At 66.5% G+C, this 15,597-nt stretch carries 15 protein-coding genes; 7 read left to right on the top strand and 8 right to left on the bottom strand.

Annotated elements, in window-relative coordinates; genetic code table 11:
* Positions 1–3: 3 nt before the first annotated feature.
* Genes Q7J39_RS09545 through cysS form a run of 6 tightly spaced genes read right to left on the bottom strand, consistent with a single transcriptional unit; the run spans position 4 to position 5,638 of the window.
* Positions 4–942: a glycosyltransferase family 2 protein gene (locus Q7J39_RS09545; RefSeq protein WP_304823453.1), complete on the bottom strand. Its 939-nt coding sequence runs from the start codon at positions 940–942 to the stop codon at positions 4–6.
* Positions 939–2,921 carry a threonine--tRNA ligase gene (thrS, locus tag Q7J39_RS09540; RefSeq protein ID WP_304823450.1) on the bottom strand — a complete coding sequence of 661 codons (1,983 nt, stop codon included), beginning with the start codon at positions 2,919–2,921 and terminating at the stop codon, positions 939–941. The genes Q7J39_RS09545 and thrS overlap by 4 nt, the downstream gene beginning before the upstream one ends.
* On the bottom strand, positions 2,918–3,187 hold the full coding sequence (gene yidD, locus Q7J39_RS09535) for a membrane protein insertion efficiency factor YidD (protein ID WP_304823447.1): 270 nt from the start codon (positions 3,185–3,187) through the stop codon (positions 2,918–2,920). Before yidD ends, thrS begins: the two co-directional genes overlap by 4 nt.
* Positions 3,188–3,246: 59 nt before the next feature.
* Positions 3,247–3,696 carry an iron-sulfur cluster assembly scaffold protein gene (locus Q7J39_RS09530; RefSeq protein WP_304823444.1) on the bottom strand — a complete coding sequence of 150 codons (450 nt, stop codon included), beginning with the start codon at positions 3,694–3,696 and terminating at the stop codon, positions 3,247–3,249.
* Positions 3,693–4,244 carry an SRPBCC domain-containing protein gene (locus Q7J39_RS09525; RefSeq protein ID WP_304823442.1) on the bottom strand — a complete coding sequence of 184 codons (552 nt, stop codon included), beginning with the start codon at positions 4,242–4,244 and terminating at the stop codon, positions 3,693–3,695. The genes Q7J39_RS09530 and Q7J39_RS09525 overlap by 4 nt, the downstream gene beginning before the upstream one ends.
* Entirely contained in the window at positions 4,244–5,638 is a 1,395-nt protein-coding gene (gene cysS / locus Q7J39_RS09520; RefSeq protein WP_304823439.1) for a cysteine--tRNA ligase, read from the bottom strand. The genes Q7J39_RS09525 and cysS overlap by 1 nt, the downstream gene beginning before the upstream one ends.
* 180 nt (positions 5,639–5,818) lie before the next feature.
* Between cysS and folE the strand changes: the two genes are divergently transcribed.
* Positions 5,819–6,448 (top strand): GTP cyclohydrolase I FolE, encoded by a 630-nt coding sequence (folE, locus tag Q7J39_RS09515; protein ID WP_304823436.1) that lies wholly within the window; start codon positions 5,819–5,821, stop codon positions 6,446–6,448.
* A gap of 4 nt (positions 6,449–6,452) precedes the next feature.
* Here folE and Q7J39_RS09510 read toward each other — a convergent pair whose 3' ends face one another.
* Entirely contained in the window at positions 6,453–7,334 is an 882-nt protein-coding gene (locus Q7J39_RS09510) for a DUF817 domain-containing protein (RefSeq protein ID WP_304823433.1), read from the bottom strand.
* 45 nt (positions 7,335–7,379) lie between these two features.
* On the opposite strand from Q7J39_RS09510, the gene hisI reads away from it, so the two are divergent.
* Both hisI and Q7J39_RS09500 read left to right on the top strand, forming a co-directional pair.
* Complete coding sequence (gene hisI, locus Q7J39_RS09505; protein WP_304823430.1) at positions 7,380–7,781, top strand: phosphoribosyl-AMP cyclohydrolase; 402 nt, start codon at positions 7,380–7,382, stop codon at positions 7,779–7,781.
* A complete protein-coding gene (locus Q7J39_RS09500; protein WP_304823427.1) occupies positions 7,778–8,404 on the top strand; it encodes a LysE family translocator in 627 nt (208 codons plus the stop codon). The genes hisI and Q7J39_RS09500 overlap by 4 nt, the downstream gene beginning before the upstream one ends.
* Here the strand turns inward: Q7J39_RS09500 and Q7J39_RS09495 are convergent.
* Complete coding sequence (locus Q7J39_RS09495; RefSeq protein WP_304823424.1) at positions 8,378–10,072, bottom strand: alkaline phosphatase; 1,695 nt, start codon at positions 10,070–10,072, stop codon at positions 8,378–8,380. The two genes, Q7J39_RS09500 and Q7J39_RS09495, sit on opposite strands and share 27 nt — an antisense overlap.
* A gap of 64 nt (positions 10,073–10,136) precedes the next feature.
* On the opposite strand from Q7J39_RS09495, the gene Q7J39_RS09490 reads away from it, so the two are divergent.
* The 4 genes from Q7J39_RS09490 to Q7J39_RS09475 all read left to right on the top strand — a co-directional run bounded on the left by Q7J39_RS09490 (position 10,137) and on the right by Q7J39_RS09475 (position 15,537).
* A complete protein-coding gene (locus tag Q7J39_RS09490) occupies positions 10,137–10,454 on the top strand; it encodes a ferritin (protein ID WP_304823420.1) in 318 nt (105 codons plus the stop codon).
* 22 nt (positions 10,455–10,476) lie between these two features.
* Positions 10,477–11,466, top strand: a complete 990-nt coding sequence (locus tag Q7J39_RS09485) for an RluA family pseudouridine synthase (protein WP_370690048.1) — start codon at positions 10,477–10,479, stop codon at positions 11,464–11,466.
* Between the two features lie 203 nt (positions 11,467–11,669).
* The gene (rpoH, locus tag Q7J39_RS09480; protein ID WP_304823417.1) at positions 11,670–12,557 is read left to right on the top strand and encodes an RNA polymerase sigma factor RpoH; all 888 of its coding nucleotides are present in this window, start codon (positions 11,670–11,672) and stop codon (positions 12,555–12,557) included.
* Between the two features lie 301 nt (positions 12,558–12,858).
* A complete protein-coding gene (locus Q7J39_RS09475; protein ID WP_304823414.1) occupies positions 12,859–15,537 on the top strand; it encodes a TonB-dependent receptor in 2,679 nt (892 codons plus the stop codon).
* Positions 15,538–15,597: the final 60 nt, after the last annotated feature.

Genomic DNA, 15,597 nt, shown 5'->3' with positions numbered 1-15,597 from the left:
GATCTAGGTGGTGCGTCCTCGAAAGCGCCACATCATGGGGCGCGCGACGGCGGTGCAGACGATGATCGGCGAGAGCAGCCAGGCCAGCAGGGTCTCGGAGATATTCCCCGCCCGCTTGCGGAAATAGCGCGCCAGGCCGACGCCCTTGTGGAACTCCACCTTGATGGGGCTCGCGTGGCTGGTGTGGCCCAGGTGGACCACCTCGGCCTTGGGCTGGAACAGCACGATCCCCCCGGCGCGGCGCACCCGCCAGCACAGGTCCACGTCCTCGACGTGCAGGAAATAGCCTTCATCGAAGCCCTGGACGGCGTCGAAGTCCGCGCGGCGCATGGCGAAGCAGGCGCCGGAGATGGTGGGGATGGCGGCCACGCCCTCGGGCGCGGCGTCGTTCTCCCAATGCACCTCGTAGCGACTCCAGGCCGGCACGTGCTTGGCCAGGTGGCTGAGGCTCATCAGGGCGCTGATCGGCGTGATATCGCCACGGCGCGCGCCGCGCTGTTCGGTGCGGTCGGTGTTCAGCACCCGGCCGCCGACGATGCAGGGCACCGGGCGGCCCTCGATAGCCCGCACCAGCTCGGTGACGCAGCCCGGCTGTAGGAAGGCGTCGGGATTGAGGAAGACGATGACGTCGCCGCTGGCGGCCTTGGCGCCGAGATTCGCGCCACGCGCGAAACCGACATTGCCCTGGCCGTTGATCAACACCACCCGGCGGTCGCGGTCGGCGACCCCGGTGAGGCGCGCCGCCTCCATGCGAGTCGAGCCGTTGTCGACGATGACGAACTCATCGACCGCGGGATCGGCCAGCACGCAGGCGACACTTTCTTCAAGCGCCGCACCGGTCATGAACACAACCATCACCACCGACACCTTGCGGCGCGGCCTTACGAATTCAGGCGTTGGCGCGGATTCGTAAGCGACGATCGGTGCGGCGATGCCGTTCATCCAGCCTCCCTGGCCCCGACCGGTTCACGAGGGGAAACGGACGCCGCCCCCGTGGTGGAGCGGGCAACATCGGGCGCTAAGGCTTCCAAGGCAAGAGTCTTCGCGGCTTGAGCGAGCGAAAGGATTTCCTGCCCGTCCGATCCAAACCGCCGCAACGCCACCTTGCCCTCCTCGGCTTCCCGCCGGCCGACCACGGCGATCACCGGGGTCTTGCCGAGACTGTGTTCGCGAATCTTGTAGTTGATCTTCTCATTGCGAAGATCGGTTTCAACCCGCAGACCCGCGGCGCGCAATTCTTGAGCGACCTGAAGGGCATAATCATTGGCGTCGGACGTAATTGTGGCGACCACCACCTGCGTCGGCGCCAGCCACAGCGGGAAGGCCCCGGCGTAGTTCTCGATCAGCACCCCGATGAAGCGCTCCAGCGAGCCGCAGATGGCCCGGTGCAGCATGACCGGCCGCTGCTTGGAGCCATCCTCGGCCACATACTCGGCGTCGAGACGCTCGGGCAGGACGTAGTCCAGCTGGATCGTGCCGCAGACCCACGTGCGGCCGATGGCGTCCTTCAGCACGAAGTCGAGCTTGGGCGCATAGAAGGCGCCGTCGCCCTCCGCGATCACCGGCTCGACACCGGCCTTGCGGGCCGCCGAAAGCATCTGGGCCTCGGCCTTGTCCCAGAACTCGTCGCTGCCGGCCCGCACCTCGGGCCGCGTGGCCAGCGTGATGTGGTCGCGCGTCAGGCCGAAGTCGGCATGGATCGAACTGGCCAGCTCGATGAAGTTCGCCGTCTCCTCCTCGATCTGGTCCTCGCGGCAGAAGATGTGGGCGTCGTCCTGGGTAAAGGCGCGCACCCGCATCAGGCCGTGCAGGGAGCCTGAGGGCTCATAGCGGTGGCAGGCGCCGAACTCGGCCATGCGCAAGGGCAGGTCGCGATAGGACTTCTGGCCGAACTTGAAGATCTGCACGTGGCCCGGGCAGTTCATCGGCTTCAGAGAAAGTTCTTCGCCCTCCTCCGTCTCGCAGACGAACATGTTGGGACGGTACTTCTCCCAGTGGCCGGACTTCTCCCAGAACACCCGGTCCAGCACCTGGGGCGTTCGGACCTCCTGGTAGCCGGCGGCTTCCAGGCGACGGCGGACATAGGCCTCCACCGTGCGCCACAGCGTCAGGCCCTTCTCGTGCCAGAACACCATGCCCCTGCCCTCTTCCTGCATGTGGAAGAGGTCCATGGCGCGACCGATCTTGCGGTGGTCGCGCTTCTCGGCCTCCTCCAGGCGCAGGAGATAGGCCTCGAGGTCGGCCTCGCTGGCCCAGGCCGTGCCGTAGATGCGCTGCAGCTGGGCGTTGCGGTGGTCGCCGCGCCAGTAGGCGCCGGCCACCTTGGTCAGCTTGAAGGCCTTGCCGACATGCTTCGTGGAGGGCAGGTGCGGACCCAGGCACAGGTCCTTCCAGGCGCCCTGGCGATAGACCGTGATCTCCTCGCTCTCGGGGAGGTCGGAGATGATCTCGGCCTTGTAGGCCTCACCGATCGACTTGAAATGCTCGATGGCCTCGTCGCGGTTCCAGACCTCACGCGTGATCGGCTCGTCGCGGTCGACGATCTCCTTCATGCGCTTTTCGATCGTCGCCAGGTCGTCCGTGCTGAAGGGCGTGTCGCGGGCGAAGTCGTAATAGAAGCCGTCCTCGATGGCCGGGCCGATGGTCACCTGCGTGCCGGGGAACAGCTCCTGCACCGCCTCGGCCATCACATGGCTGGCGTCGTGGCGGATGGTGTCGAGGGCCTCCGGCGCGTCGCGCGTGAGAATCTCGAACACGCCGCCGGACGGCAGGGCGCGGTCGAGGTCATAGAGCTTGCCGTCCAGCTTGATGAGGACGGCGCGCTTCTCCAGGGATTTGGCGATGGAGGCGGCGACGGAACGGCCCGTGGCGCCGTCTTCGTACTGGCGCTGGGAGCCGTCGGGGAAAATCAGGTCGATCATGTTTCACACGTCCATTTCCGGGCGGAGCCCTCGGGCTTCCCGCGCGGCGGGGGCGGCGGGTCATAGCCCGAACCGCCCAGAGGATGACAGCGGCACAACCGCCGGACCGCGAGCCAGGAGCCGCGCCAGGGGCCATGCCCGATCAAGGCCTCCGCCGCATATTCCGAACAGGTCGGAAGAAACCGGCATTGGCGCCCGATCAAAGGCGAAAGCGTCAGCTTGTAGGCGCGGAGCCCACCTCTGACGCAGGTTTCATAAAAGGTCATGCCGGGACGCAGACGCCTTGCAAATCAACCGCAGCGATTACGCCGACGGTTGGTGGCGATCAAGCTATGCCGGCGCGGCTAGTTCGGGTGCTCGCCTGGCGGACAGCGTCGGTCGCGGCCTCGAACGCCAGGAGCGTCGAGGTGTGGCGGGCCGGGTAATCCTTCACGGGCGCGAGCATTTCTAGGTCCGAAAAACGTCCAACAGGCGCAGTTGCGCCGTCCTTCAACATAGCACGGAACTGGTCACGGGCCATCTCGATCTCCGCCAGCGTGGCTCCGAGCACGTGGGCACCCAGCACCGCGGCCGAGGCCTGGCCCAGCGCGCAGGCCTTCACGTCCTGCGCGAACTGCCCCACCCGGTCGCCATCCATGATCACGTCGATGGTCACCCGGCTGCCGCAGAGCTTGGAAACCTTCTCCGAGGAGCCTTCCGGCTCCGGCAGCCGCCCGGCGTGCGGCAGGTTGGCCGCCAGCTTCAGCAGCTTGCTGGAATAGAGGTCGTCAATCATGAGGCGGATGTAGGGTTTCCGCCCTGGACACGCCACCTGGCCTCGGCGCGGACCTTGAGGGCCTCGCCCATGGCCTCGAAGCCGCGGTACATCTTGCGTCCCATGCGCTTGGCGACATAGCGGCCCAGCAGTCCGCCCATGATCTCGCCATTGGCGAAGATGCAGCTGGCCTCGGCCAGTTCGTCGATCTCCAGGTAGCGCACGCTGCGCACCAGGCCGCCGGCCAGGGTCAGCTTCCAGTGCAGCAGGGAGTCCGGTGTCCAGTCGGTGACCACGGGGCGGATGGTCTCGGGCGACTCGTCGGGAAGCTGCAGGGTCAGGACCAGCGTCCCGCCGATGGCGAGCTGACCCTGGACCTTGGTGTAGAGCGGATTCCACTCCGACCAGGCGTCCAGGTCGGCCAGGACTTCCCAGACCACCCGGGCCGGGGCCTGGACCCCGATCCGGTGCTCAATCTTCTCGCCGCCGGGCCCCTGGCCGCCGCCGGACTTCTTGAAGGTCAGCCCCGCGCCGGGGGTGAAGACCTTTGGAGCGGTGATCGAAGGCATCAGGCTTGCTCCTTGATCCGCCAGGTCGCACCGGTCGGATTGTCCATCACTTCGATGTTCAACGCCGTGAGCTCGCCCCGGATGCGGTCGGCGGCGGCCCAGTCCTTGGCGGCGCGCGCGGCCACCCGGTCGGCGATCAGGCCGTCGACCTTTTCGCGCAGCTCATCGCTGACGCCCGCCTGGAACCAGTACTCCGGGTCGGCGAACAGGAAGCCCATCAGGTTGGCCGAGGCCAGCAGCTCGCCCTTGGCATAGGCGCGGTCCTCGCCGCGGGCGGTCTCCAGGGCCGTGGCCATGGCGAACAGCTCGGCCATGGCGGCCGGAGTGTTGAGATCGTCCTCAAGCGCTTCCAGGAAGGCCACCGAGGGGCCTGTGGCCTGCGCCTTCACCTCGCTGGACCGGCGCAGGGCGCCGTACAGCCGATCGAGCGCCTTCTTCGACTGCTCGATCAGGTCGTCGGTCCAGTCCAGCGGCGCACGATACTGGCCCACCAGCAGGGCCCAGCGCAGGGCCTCGCCCGGCGCCTGCTCGATGAGCTGGTGCACCAGGGCGACATTTCCGACGCTCTTGGACATCTTCTCGGCGCCCATGTTCAGGAAGCCGTTGTGCATCCAGTAGCGGGCGTACTCGGCGGCGCCGCCGTGATCATGGCCAGCGCAGAGACCCTGGGCCATCTCGTTCTCATGGTGCGGGAACAACAGGTCGATGCCGCCGCCATGGATGTCGATGGGCAGGCCCAGGCTCTGCTCGATCATGGCCGAGCACTCGATGTGCCAGCCGGGACGGCCGGGACCCCAGGGACTTTCCCAGACCGGCTCGTTCTCCTTGGACGGCTTCCACAGCACGAAGTCGGCGGGGTGTTGCTTGTAGGGCGCCACGTCGACCCGGGCGCCGGCGATCATGTCCTCCATCGGGTGGCCCGAGAGCTTTCCGTAATCGGCATAGGACTGGGTGTTGAAGAGCACATGGCCCTCGGCGGCGTAGGCCGCCTTGTTGTTCATCAACCTGCCGATCATGGCGATGATCGCGTCCATGGTCTGGGTGGCGCGCGGCTGGTGGGTGGGCCGCAGGGCCCCCAGCACCGACATGTCGGCGTTGTAGATGTCGAGATAGCGGTCTGTGATGACCGAGATATCGACCCCTTCCTCGGCGGCCTTCTTGTTGATCTTGTCGTCCACGTCGGTGACGTTGGCCGCATAGATCACCGCGTCCGCGCCGTAGGTGTGACGCAGCAGACGGAACAGGACATCGAAGGCCACGACGGGCCGGGCGTTGCCGATGTGGGCGTAATTATAGACCGTCGGACCGCACACATACATCGTCACCCGCTTCGGATCGTGGGGGACGAAGGGCCGTTTTGCGCGGGCCATGGTGTCGTAGAGATTCAAAGTCATAGGGTCTGACGCTGCGTAACAGTTGCCGGGAAAGGCTTGCGCCCCATATACAGACGGGGCGTCAGGGAAGCCACGGGTCTCGCATCCGGAAAGCTTCGCCTTACGTATTAAGGGTGGCCACGCGTAATCTCCGGGACCTTCGTCCCGGCGCAACTCAGCCCTGGAAAGAACCGATCTCACATGGACGCTGGTACTCGCGACCGAACCCTCGTCGGCACATCCGGCGTTGATCTTGAAGCCGTGAAGCGCCCGACGCGCGAAGAGGCGATGGAAGCTGTGCGCACGCTGATCGCGTGGGCCGGTGACGATCCGCGGCGTGAAGGCGTGATCGACACTCCCAAGCGGGTGGTCGACGCCTATGGCGAATGGTTTGAAGGCTACAGCCTCGATCCGGCCAAGGAACTCTCGCGCACCTTCGAGGACGTGCAGGGCTATGACGACATCGTCATGCTGCGCGAGATCGAGGTGGAGAGCCACTGCGAGCACCACATGGCGCCGTTCCTGGGCAAGGCCTACGTGGCCTACATGCCGACGAACCGCGTGGTCGGCATCTCCAAGCTGGCCAAGGTGGTCGAGATCTTCGCCCGCCGCCTCCAGACCCAGGAGACCATGACCCAGCAGATCGCCGACGCCATCACCGACAGCCTGCGCCCAGCCGGCGTCGCCGTCCTGATCGACGCCGCCCACCAGTGCATGACCACCCGCGGCGTTCACCACCGCCACGTCACCACCATCACCACCCAGTTCACGGGCGTCTTCAAGACCGACGCCACCCTGCGTCAGCGGTTCCTGGACTTCGTCAACCGCTAGGACGTCAGGCGTCCAGCAGGGACGTCCGAGGCTCATCGCTCTCCACCGGCCGCGGCCGGTGGACGAGGGTGACCAACACAAAGCTCAGCATCATCAGCAGGTACCACGACCCCAGCTTGGCCAGGCCGACGGGGCGCCATTCCGCGGCCTGCTGGGGATAGGTCCAGGTCGCCGTGAAGGTGCCGATGTTCTCGGCGAACCAGATGAAGATCGCCACCAGGAAGAAGCCCATCAGCATCGGCATCGACCGGGGCTTCAGATAGGCGGTGAACTGGAAGCTCCGCCCTCCGAACAGCACCACCGACAGGACGAACAGGCCCCAGCGGATGTCGACCGTATAGTGGTGGGTGAAGAAGTTGGCGTAGCTGAGGATCGCCAGCAGCCACGGGCCCCACAGCGGCGGGTAGTTGCTGAAGCGGATGTCGAACAGCCGCCAGGCGCGGGCGATATAGCTGCCGATGGCCGCGTACATGAAGCCCGAGAACAGCGGCACACCAGCGATCCGCAGGAGGGACGGCTCAGGATAAATCCACGATCCGTGGCTGGTCTTGAAGATCTCCATGATCGTGCCGACCACGTGGAAGACCGCGATCACAACAGCCTCGTCCCAGCGCTCCAGCTTCGTCGCCAGCAGGACGACCTGCAGGCCGAGCGCGGCGATCACCAGGAAGTCGTAGCGGGTCAGGGCCGCGTCGGCCGGCCACCAGAGATGGTTGCCGATCAGCAGGGCGACCATCGCCCCGCCGTAGAGGCATGCCCAGGCCTGCTTCAGCCCGAACAGCAGGAACTCGTAGGCGAAGGCGTTGAGCCGCGAGCGGCCCGCCCAGGGACGGACGGCCAGGTCCATCGCGGCCACCCGGCCCTTGATCCAGTCCCTGAGACTCATGCGGTGACGCTAGCGCGACGCACCTGATCGGCGCCATATGCCCCTATGGCTAAACCTAGTTTCCCCACCGCCACCACCAAGGAAATCCTCGAACGCGGTGACCTGCTCGCCCCGCGGTTCGACTCAGCCGGCCTGATCCCGGCCATCGCCACCCATGCCGAGACCGGCGAGGTGCTGATGCTGGGGTACATGAACGCCGAGGCCTTGGAGCGGACGCTCGCCACCGGTGAGGTCTATTACTTCAGCCGCTCGCGCAACGAGCTCTGGCACAAGGGCGCCACCAGCGGCCAGATCCAGCTGGTGGAAGAAGTGCGCATCGACTGCGACCAGGACGCCATCCTGCTGAAGGTGACGCCCGAGGGCGACGGCGGCGCCTGCCATACCGGCTTCCGAACCTGCTTCTACCGGGTGGTGGAGAACGGCAAGTTGAAGGAACGGCTGCCGTGACGGTCCTCCAGGCGCTGCTGGCCTTCACAGTGGCGGCTGGATTGCTGACCCTGACGCCGGGCCTGGATACAGCGCTGATCCTGCGCACCGCCGCGGTGGAGGGGCCCAAGCGCGCCGCCCTGGCCATGGTGGGAATTCTCGCCGGCTGCTTCGCCTGGGGCGGGCTCGTCGCCGTGGGCCTGGGCGCCGTGCTGCAGGCCTCAGTGGTGGCCTTCACCCTCCTCAAATGGGCCGGCGCGGCCTATCTGGTCTGGCTGGGGATCGGCCTGATCCTGCGGCCCCGCGACAATTTCGAGATGGCCGACGCGCCGGTCCTGGAGGGCTCCGACCTTGCGTGGATGCGACGGGGCTTCCTGTCCAACATGCTGAACCCGAAGATGGGGGTCTTCTACGTTTCGTTCCTGCCGCAGTTCCTGCCGGCCGGGGTCCCCGCCGCGCCCTTCATGCTGCTGCTGACCACCATCCACGTCCTGCTGGGCGTGGTGTGGCTGGGCCTGCTGATCGCCGCGACCCAACCGATCGCCAAGGTCTTGAAGCGCGCCGCCGTGGTTCGCTGGTTGGACCGGGTGACCGGCGGCGTCCTCGTCGCCTTCGGTCTACGCCTGGCCTTCGACCGGCGCTGACACGCCCCCGGCCTCCGGCGTCACCCGGTAGGTTTTCACCACCCGGGTCTCGAAGGTCGGCTGGGTGATGTTGGAGACCGCCACCAAGTCGGCCCGGGCCTGCGTCGGCGTCAGAGTCAGCAGGATGAAACCCTTGGCTGCCTGATCGCTGAACAGCACCTCCTTGTTGGCGCTGGCGAACAGGTCGCCGATCGGGAAGGCCTTCAGCGCGTCGCCGCCGCCGGGACTGGTGATCCCCGTGGTCCCGAACTCCACCGCCGCCCGGGCGCCTTGGTCGTCCAACAGCTCATTGACCCAGAAGGCGTGGCTGTCACCCGACAGCACGATGGCCCGGGCGCCCGCCGCTTTGATCCCGGCATAGACCCGCTCCCGGTCGGCCGGGTAGCCGTCCCACATGTCCAGGCCATAGGGCAGGCCGAGCCTGCCGAATTCGTCCAGGCGCGCGACGCGCTTCCGCGCGGCGTCCGGCGAGGCGGCAAGGGCCTTTGCATAGGCGGCCTCGCCCATCTCCTTGCGCGGGCTGGGAATGTTGAGCCGGGCCATCACCACCTCGTTGCCCAGCACCTGCCAGGTGCGGCCCGCGGCGACCGAGGCCCTGAGTTCGGACGCAAGCCATGCTTCCTGCGCCTCGCCCATCATCCTGCGATACGGGTCCGCCAGCTTCTTGCGGAAGGTCGGCAGGTCGGGCTTGCCGTCCATGCCGTTAAGGTCGCGGTCATAGCTGAGTTGCTGGTCGCGGGCGGTCAGCCGCGTCTCCAGCATCATCAGGCTCATCACGTCGCCGAAATGGAACGTGCGGTTGATGGCGAACCCGCCGCCCTCCGGCTCTCGTATCGGCATCCACTCGAAATAGGCCTTGATGGCCGCGGCCTTGCGCTCGTTCCAAGGCCCCTCGTCGATGGGGGTGTGGTTCTCAGCGCCGGACAGGAAGCTGTTGTTGGCGGTCTCGTGGTCGTCCCAGACCACGATCCAGGCGGCGCGGGCGTGAGCGGCCTGTAGCTGAACGTCGGACTTGTACTGAGCGTGGCGGGTCCGGTAGTCGGCCAGGGTCACGATCTCGTGGTTGGGCTCATGGGCCCGATGCCAGGCGACCTTGCTGTCCATGCCGTAGGAGCCTGGGCCGCCGTACTCGTAGATGTAGTCGCCCAGGTGCAACACCGCATCGACCCGCGGCAGGGCCGAGATGGCGCTGTAGGCGTGGAAATAGCCGTTGGGATGCAGGGAGCAGGAGGCCACGGCCAGCACCACGTCGGCGGTCTTGCCCACCGGCAGGGTGCGGACCCAGCCGTTGCGGGACACCACGCCATTGGCCTCAAATTCGTAGCTGTACTCCGTCCCCGGCTTAAGGCCGGCGACATCAACCTTCACGGTGAAATCGCGGGCGGCGCTGGTGATCCCCTCGCCGGAGAGGGTCTTCACCCGCCGAAGGAGGTTCGCCTTGCCGGTCGGTGTGATCCGCCAGCGATAGGCGATCTCGCCCGTGGTCGCCTCGGCCGGAGTGATGCGGGTCCAGAGGATGACGCGATCAGCCAGGGGGTCGCCCGAGGCGACGCCATGCTTGAAGACCACCACGCCCCCATATCGGGTCGGCGTCTGGGCGAAGGCGGGAGCCGCCGCCCCCAGACCCAGGAAGGCCAGCGCCGCGCGCCGATTGATCTCTACAGCCATTTCCTCGCTCGCACGTTCTTCATCGCCCATGCCATAGAGCAGGGAGTTACGACAGGAGCATGAGATGTCCAGCGAAGGCCTTCACGTCCCGCGCGAGAAGTTGTCCAAGAAGACCCTGAACATGCACTACGCCATCACCTCGCTCATCGAGGAGCTGGAGGCGGTGGACTGGTACCGGCAGCGCGCCGACGACTGCGACGACCCCGAGCTGAAGGCCATCCTGCTGCACAACGCGCACGAGGAAATCGAGCACGCCTCGATGGCCCTGGAGTGGATCCGCCGCAACGACCAGCAGTTCCACGAGCAGCTCAAGGAATTCCTGTTCACCGAGGGGTCGATCACCGGTCACGAAGAAGAGTCGAGCGAGAAGAGCGCACTTTAGCCCCTGGAGGCGCGGCGGCGTGATCATCCCCGACGACGACGACGCCCCCCCCGGGGAGGTTCTGGCCCTGACCCTGGCGGTCGAGGACGCCGGCGGGCGGCTGGACAAGACCCTGGCCGAGCACCTGCCGGCCCTGTCGCGGGCTCGCATACAGGCCCTGATGGCGGCCGGCATGGTCAGCCGCGAGGGCAAGGTCCTCACCGACACCTCGGCCAAGGCCCAGGCCGGCGACTACGAGCTGCTGATCCCGCCGCCGGAGGCCGCGGAACCTCAGGCCGAAGCCATCCCCCTGACCGTGCTCTACGAGGACGCCCACCTGATCGTGGTGGACAAGCCCCCCGGCATGGCCGTGCACCCGGCGCCGGGAACCCCCAGCGGCACCCTGGTCAACGCCCTGCTCCACCACTGCGGCAGTTCCCTGTCCGGCATCGGCGGGGTGGCGCGGCCAGGCATCGTCCACCGGATCGACAAGGAGACCTCGGGTATCGTGGTGGTGGCCAAGAGCGACCCCGCCCACCAGGGGCTCTCGGCCCTGTTCGCCGCCCACGACATCGACCGGGTCTATGTGGCCCTGGTGCGCGGCGCGCCGTCGCCGGCCAAGGCCACCATCATCACCCAGATCGGCCGCTCCTCAACCGACCGCAAGAAGATGGCGGTGCTGAAGTCCGGCGGCCGGGAGGCCATCACCCACTATTCGACGCGGACGGTGTTCGGCCAGCAGAAGAAGCCCCAGGCCGCGCGCCTGGAATGCACCCTGGAGACCGGCCGCACCCATCAGATCCGCGTGCACCTGGCGTCCAAGGGCAGTCCCTGCCTGGGCGACCCGGTCTATGGCTCGGGGCCGCCAACCCCCGCCGTGCGCGAGGCCATGGCCCAGGCGGGCCTGGCGCGCCAGGCGCTGCATGCGGCGGTGCTGGGCTTCGTCCATCCGGTGACCGGGAAAACCCTGCGGTTTGAGAGCCCCCTGCCCCCGGACATGGCGCAGCTGGAAGCTTTGCTCTCAGCCCTGTGAGAAAGCTTGCGGACCAGGCGCCTTGATGACGCCACGGCGCGGGAATAGGAATACCTGAGTTGAGCAGTCGGACTTATAGGTCGTTCCTCCCAACGCCCTTCCGCAGTTGAAACCCGATACCTATCTAGTTGGTTGAGGGGGCGGACGGACGCGCGCGAACCAGGCGCGGCGACCCATGTCCGGGAAATAGGGGATTAAGATCCATGGCCACGAACGCGCTGTCCGTGATGTCGCCCGATGGCGGCCTGAGCCGGTATCTCACCGAGATCCGGAAGTTTCCGATGCTGGCCAAGGATGAGGAATTCATGCTGGCCAAGCGCTGGAAGGAACATGAAGACCCGGAGGCCGCCCACCGCATGGTGACCTCCCATCTGCGCCTGGTGGCCAAGATCGCCATGGGGTATCGCGGCTACGGCCTGCCGATCGGGGAAGTGATCTCCGAGGGCAATGTCGGCCTGATGCAGGCGGTCAAGAAGTTCGAGCCCGACAAGGGGTTCCGCCTGGCCACCTACGCCATGTGGTGGATCCGCGCCTCGATCCAGGAGTACATCCTGCGGTCCTGGAGCCTCGTGAAGATGGGCACCACGGCGGCGCAGAAGAAGCTGTTCTTCAACCTGCGCAAGGCCAAGAGCCAGATCAGCGCCTTCCAGGACGGCGACCTGCACCCTGACCAGGTGGCGCAGATCGCCACCAAGCTGGGGGTGCTGAACGAGGAAGTCATCTCGATGAACCGCCGGCTGTCGGGCCCCGACGCCTCGTTGAACGCGCCCCTGCGCGTGGACGGCGAGAGCGAGTGGCAGGACTGGCTGGAGGACGAGACCTCTGTCAGCCAGGAGACCCAGGTCGCCGAGAACCAGGAGCGGACCCAGCGCATGGGCCTGCTGCAGGAAGCGATGACCGAGCTCACCGACCGCGAGCGTCACATCCTGACCGAGCGCCGGCTGAAGGACGATCCGTCGACCTTGGAGGAGCTGGCCGCCGAATACGGCGTCAGCCGCGAGCGCGTGCGCCAGATCGAGGTCCGCGCCTTCGAAAAGCTGCAGAAGTCGATGCGGACCGCAGCGCAGGAGCGGAACCTGGTCAACGCCTGACCACAGGCTCCGGACCTCAAATGTGACGCCCTCCCGAGCGGGCGGCGTCACATTCCAACCCTGGGCGATCGCGCTCACCTGATGCTGAAATGCCGCGGCCGGGCGCCAATTAGCTCAACCGTAGACAAACCCGCCGCCAGTCACGAAGCCGACGCATAACCATCGCCGGACTGAAGTTCTCGCTGGATAGAGCCCCCTGAGCAAAGAGGGGCTTCCAATGAAAACGATGAGGCGAGAGTCGCGTGCGGCTCTGATGTTCGGCGTGTCCATCCTGGCGGTGTTGTCGGCCGGGAGCCAAGCCTTGGCTGAGTCCGCGGCGGCGGGCGCCGGCGATGTTGAGGAATTGGTCGTCGTCGGTCGGCCGATCGCCGAGTCCGAAATTCGGGCCCTGCAGATCCAGAAAGAGTCGCCCTCCCTGGTGAGCGTGCTCGCCGCCGACGCCGTCGGACGCCTGCCCGACCAGAACATCGCCTTCGCCATCGGCCGCCTGCCGGGCGTCGCCGTCGAGCGCGACCAGGGTCAGGCCCGTTACGTCAACCTGCGCGGCGCCAAGATCAACTGGACCACCCTGTCCTTCGACGGCCTGTCGGTGGTCAGCCCCGAGGGCCGCTCCTCGCGCTTCGACAACATCCCCTCGGCGCTCGCCAGCCAGGTCATCGTCAGCAAGGCGGTGACCCCCGACATGAGCGGCGACACCGTGGCCGGCAACGTCAACATCATCACCCGCAGCGCCTTCGACAAGCCCGGGATGAACTTCTCGGCCAAGGCCGCGCTGGGCTATGTGGCGTTGGGCGGCGGGGAGGAGGCCGAGGCCGGCCTATTCTTCTCCAACACCTTCATGGACGACCGCCTGGGCATCGTGCTGCAGGCCTCGAAGTATCACCGCAACATGGTGACCGACAATTTCGAGACCGATCCCTGGCAGACCGCCGGCGCTGGCCGCGACGGCCGTCCCGGCGCCGAGACCCGCCGCTGGGCGCGGGAATACGAGAACAAGCTCTATCGCCTGACCCGCGGCAATATCGGCGGATCGGCCAAGATCGAGTACCAGTTCGACGACAATAACGAGGTCTTCGCCTCCTCGATCTACACCGACTATCAAGACGAAGAACTGCGCAGCAACTACATCTTCCGCTTCGACAACGGCGCCACCACGGTGACCGGCGCCTGCCCGGCCGTCGCTGCGCCGCAGACCACCAGCGGCTTCGCCGACACCTGCAACGGCAACACGCCCGACAAGGGGACGGTCTACGGCGTCCAGATCACCCCCAACTTCAACTCCCTGGAATCCTCGGAATACACCTGGACCAACACCCTGGGCGGCGAACACAAGTGGGCTGACTGGGACCTCTCCTGGCGCCTGAACTACACCCAGACCGAGGACGGCCAGAACGCCCCGGCGCGCACCAACTTCGCCAGCCCCACCACCGTCACCGACCGTCCCACGGTGGAGTATGATTTCACCGACGACGACAACCACACCGTCCGGCTCTATCGCACCATCCTGACCGGGAACGTCCGTTCGCGTGGGGAACAGGTGTTCTCCATCGACGCCTTCCCCTTGGTGGGAACCGGGACCGCGATCTCCACCACCGATCGGGGCGACCCCACCTTCGCCTATACCGGCAAGTTCGACGCCGGCCGGGACCTTGAATTCCTGGGCTCGCCTCTGCGGGTCAAGGTCGGCGGCTTCTACTCGGTGCGCACCAAGAAGGCCGAGGAAGTGACCTACGGCGCGACCCCCGCCCAGCTCGCCGCCGCGGGCCGCCCCTTGACCTTCGACATGTTCCGCAACACCAAGCCGTTCCAGGGCGACATCAACCTGGGCTACGCGTTCAACTACTTCTCCAAGAGCGCGATTGATGACTATGCCGGCGTCCTGCTTCGCGCGGGCGTCCTGACCAAGCAGAACACCAGCGGCAACTATTACCGCGTGCAGGAATCCATCCTGGCCGGCTACGCCATGGGCACCCTGGATCAGAGCTGGGGCAATATCGTCTTCGGCGCCCGCGTCGAGCGCACGCAGAACACCGGCAGCGCCTTTGCGACGATCGCCGGGGTGCAGCAGATCGTCACCGCCGAGAACGAAGAGACCCTGGTCTTCCCCAGCGCCCACCTCAACTGGGATGTCCGGGAGAACGTCAAGGTGCGCTTTGGCGTCACCACCGGCGCCTCGCGGCCCGACTATGACGAGCTGCGGCCCAACTTCAGCATCACCGACGCCACCCAGAGCATCTCCGGCGGCAACCCGGACGCTGGTCCGGAAAAGGCCGTGGGCTTCGACGCCTATCTGGAATGGTATCTGCAGCCGCGTGGCTTCTTCTCCATCGGCGCCTACTACAAGGACCTGACCGGGGTTCTCTTCACCCAGTCGGGCGTGTTCGGCCGCGACATCCTGAACTCCCCCGGCGTGGATCGTTCGGGCTATACGCTCAGCACCCTGCGCAATGGCGGCGACGGCTATCTGCGCGGGATCGAGGTCGCGTATTCCCAGTCGGCCGAGACCTTCGTCGAGAGCGCGGGCCTGCCAGATTGGCTGGGGGGCTTCGGCGTCCAGGCCAACGTCACCCTCAACGACTCCGAGACCACCATCCCGGCGGACGGCGCCGTGCCGGCCCGCAAGGCGCCGCTGCTGGGAACCTCAGACCTCGTCTACAACGCCTCTGTCTATTACGAGAAATATGGTCTCTCGGCGCGGCTCGCCTACCAGTTCCGCACCGCCTGGGGCCAGTCGGTGGGCGCCTATCAGGTGCTGAACGGCGCGGTGGTGCCGGTGACCAATGGCGATGTCTACTGGGACGACGACGAGGAACTCGACCTTTCGATCCGCTACGCGATCAACGAGAACCTCGAATGGACCTTCGACGCGGTTAACCTGACCAACGACTCCGCCGCCCGCTACGGGAACGATCCCGGCAACCCGATCGAGAACGAAACCTTCGGCCGCCGCTACATCATGGGCATCCGCTACAATTTCTGATCCGCAGACCGTGCGAACCGGGCGCTCTCCTCACGGAGGGCGCCCTTTTCGTTTTCTCAG

This window comes from Phenylobacterium sp. (genome assembly GCF_030651185.1).
GTDB lineage: Bacteria > Pseudomonadota > Alphaproteobacteria > Caulobacterales > Caulobacteraceae > Phenylobacterium.
Note: the sequence above shows the minus strand (reverse complement) of the source record. Positions and strands in the feature narration are given on the sequence as shown.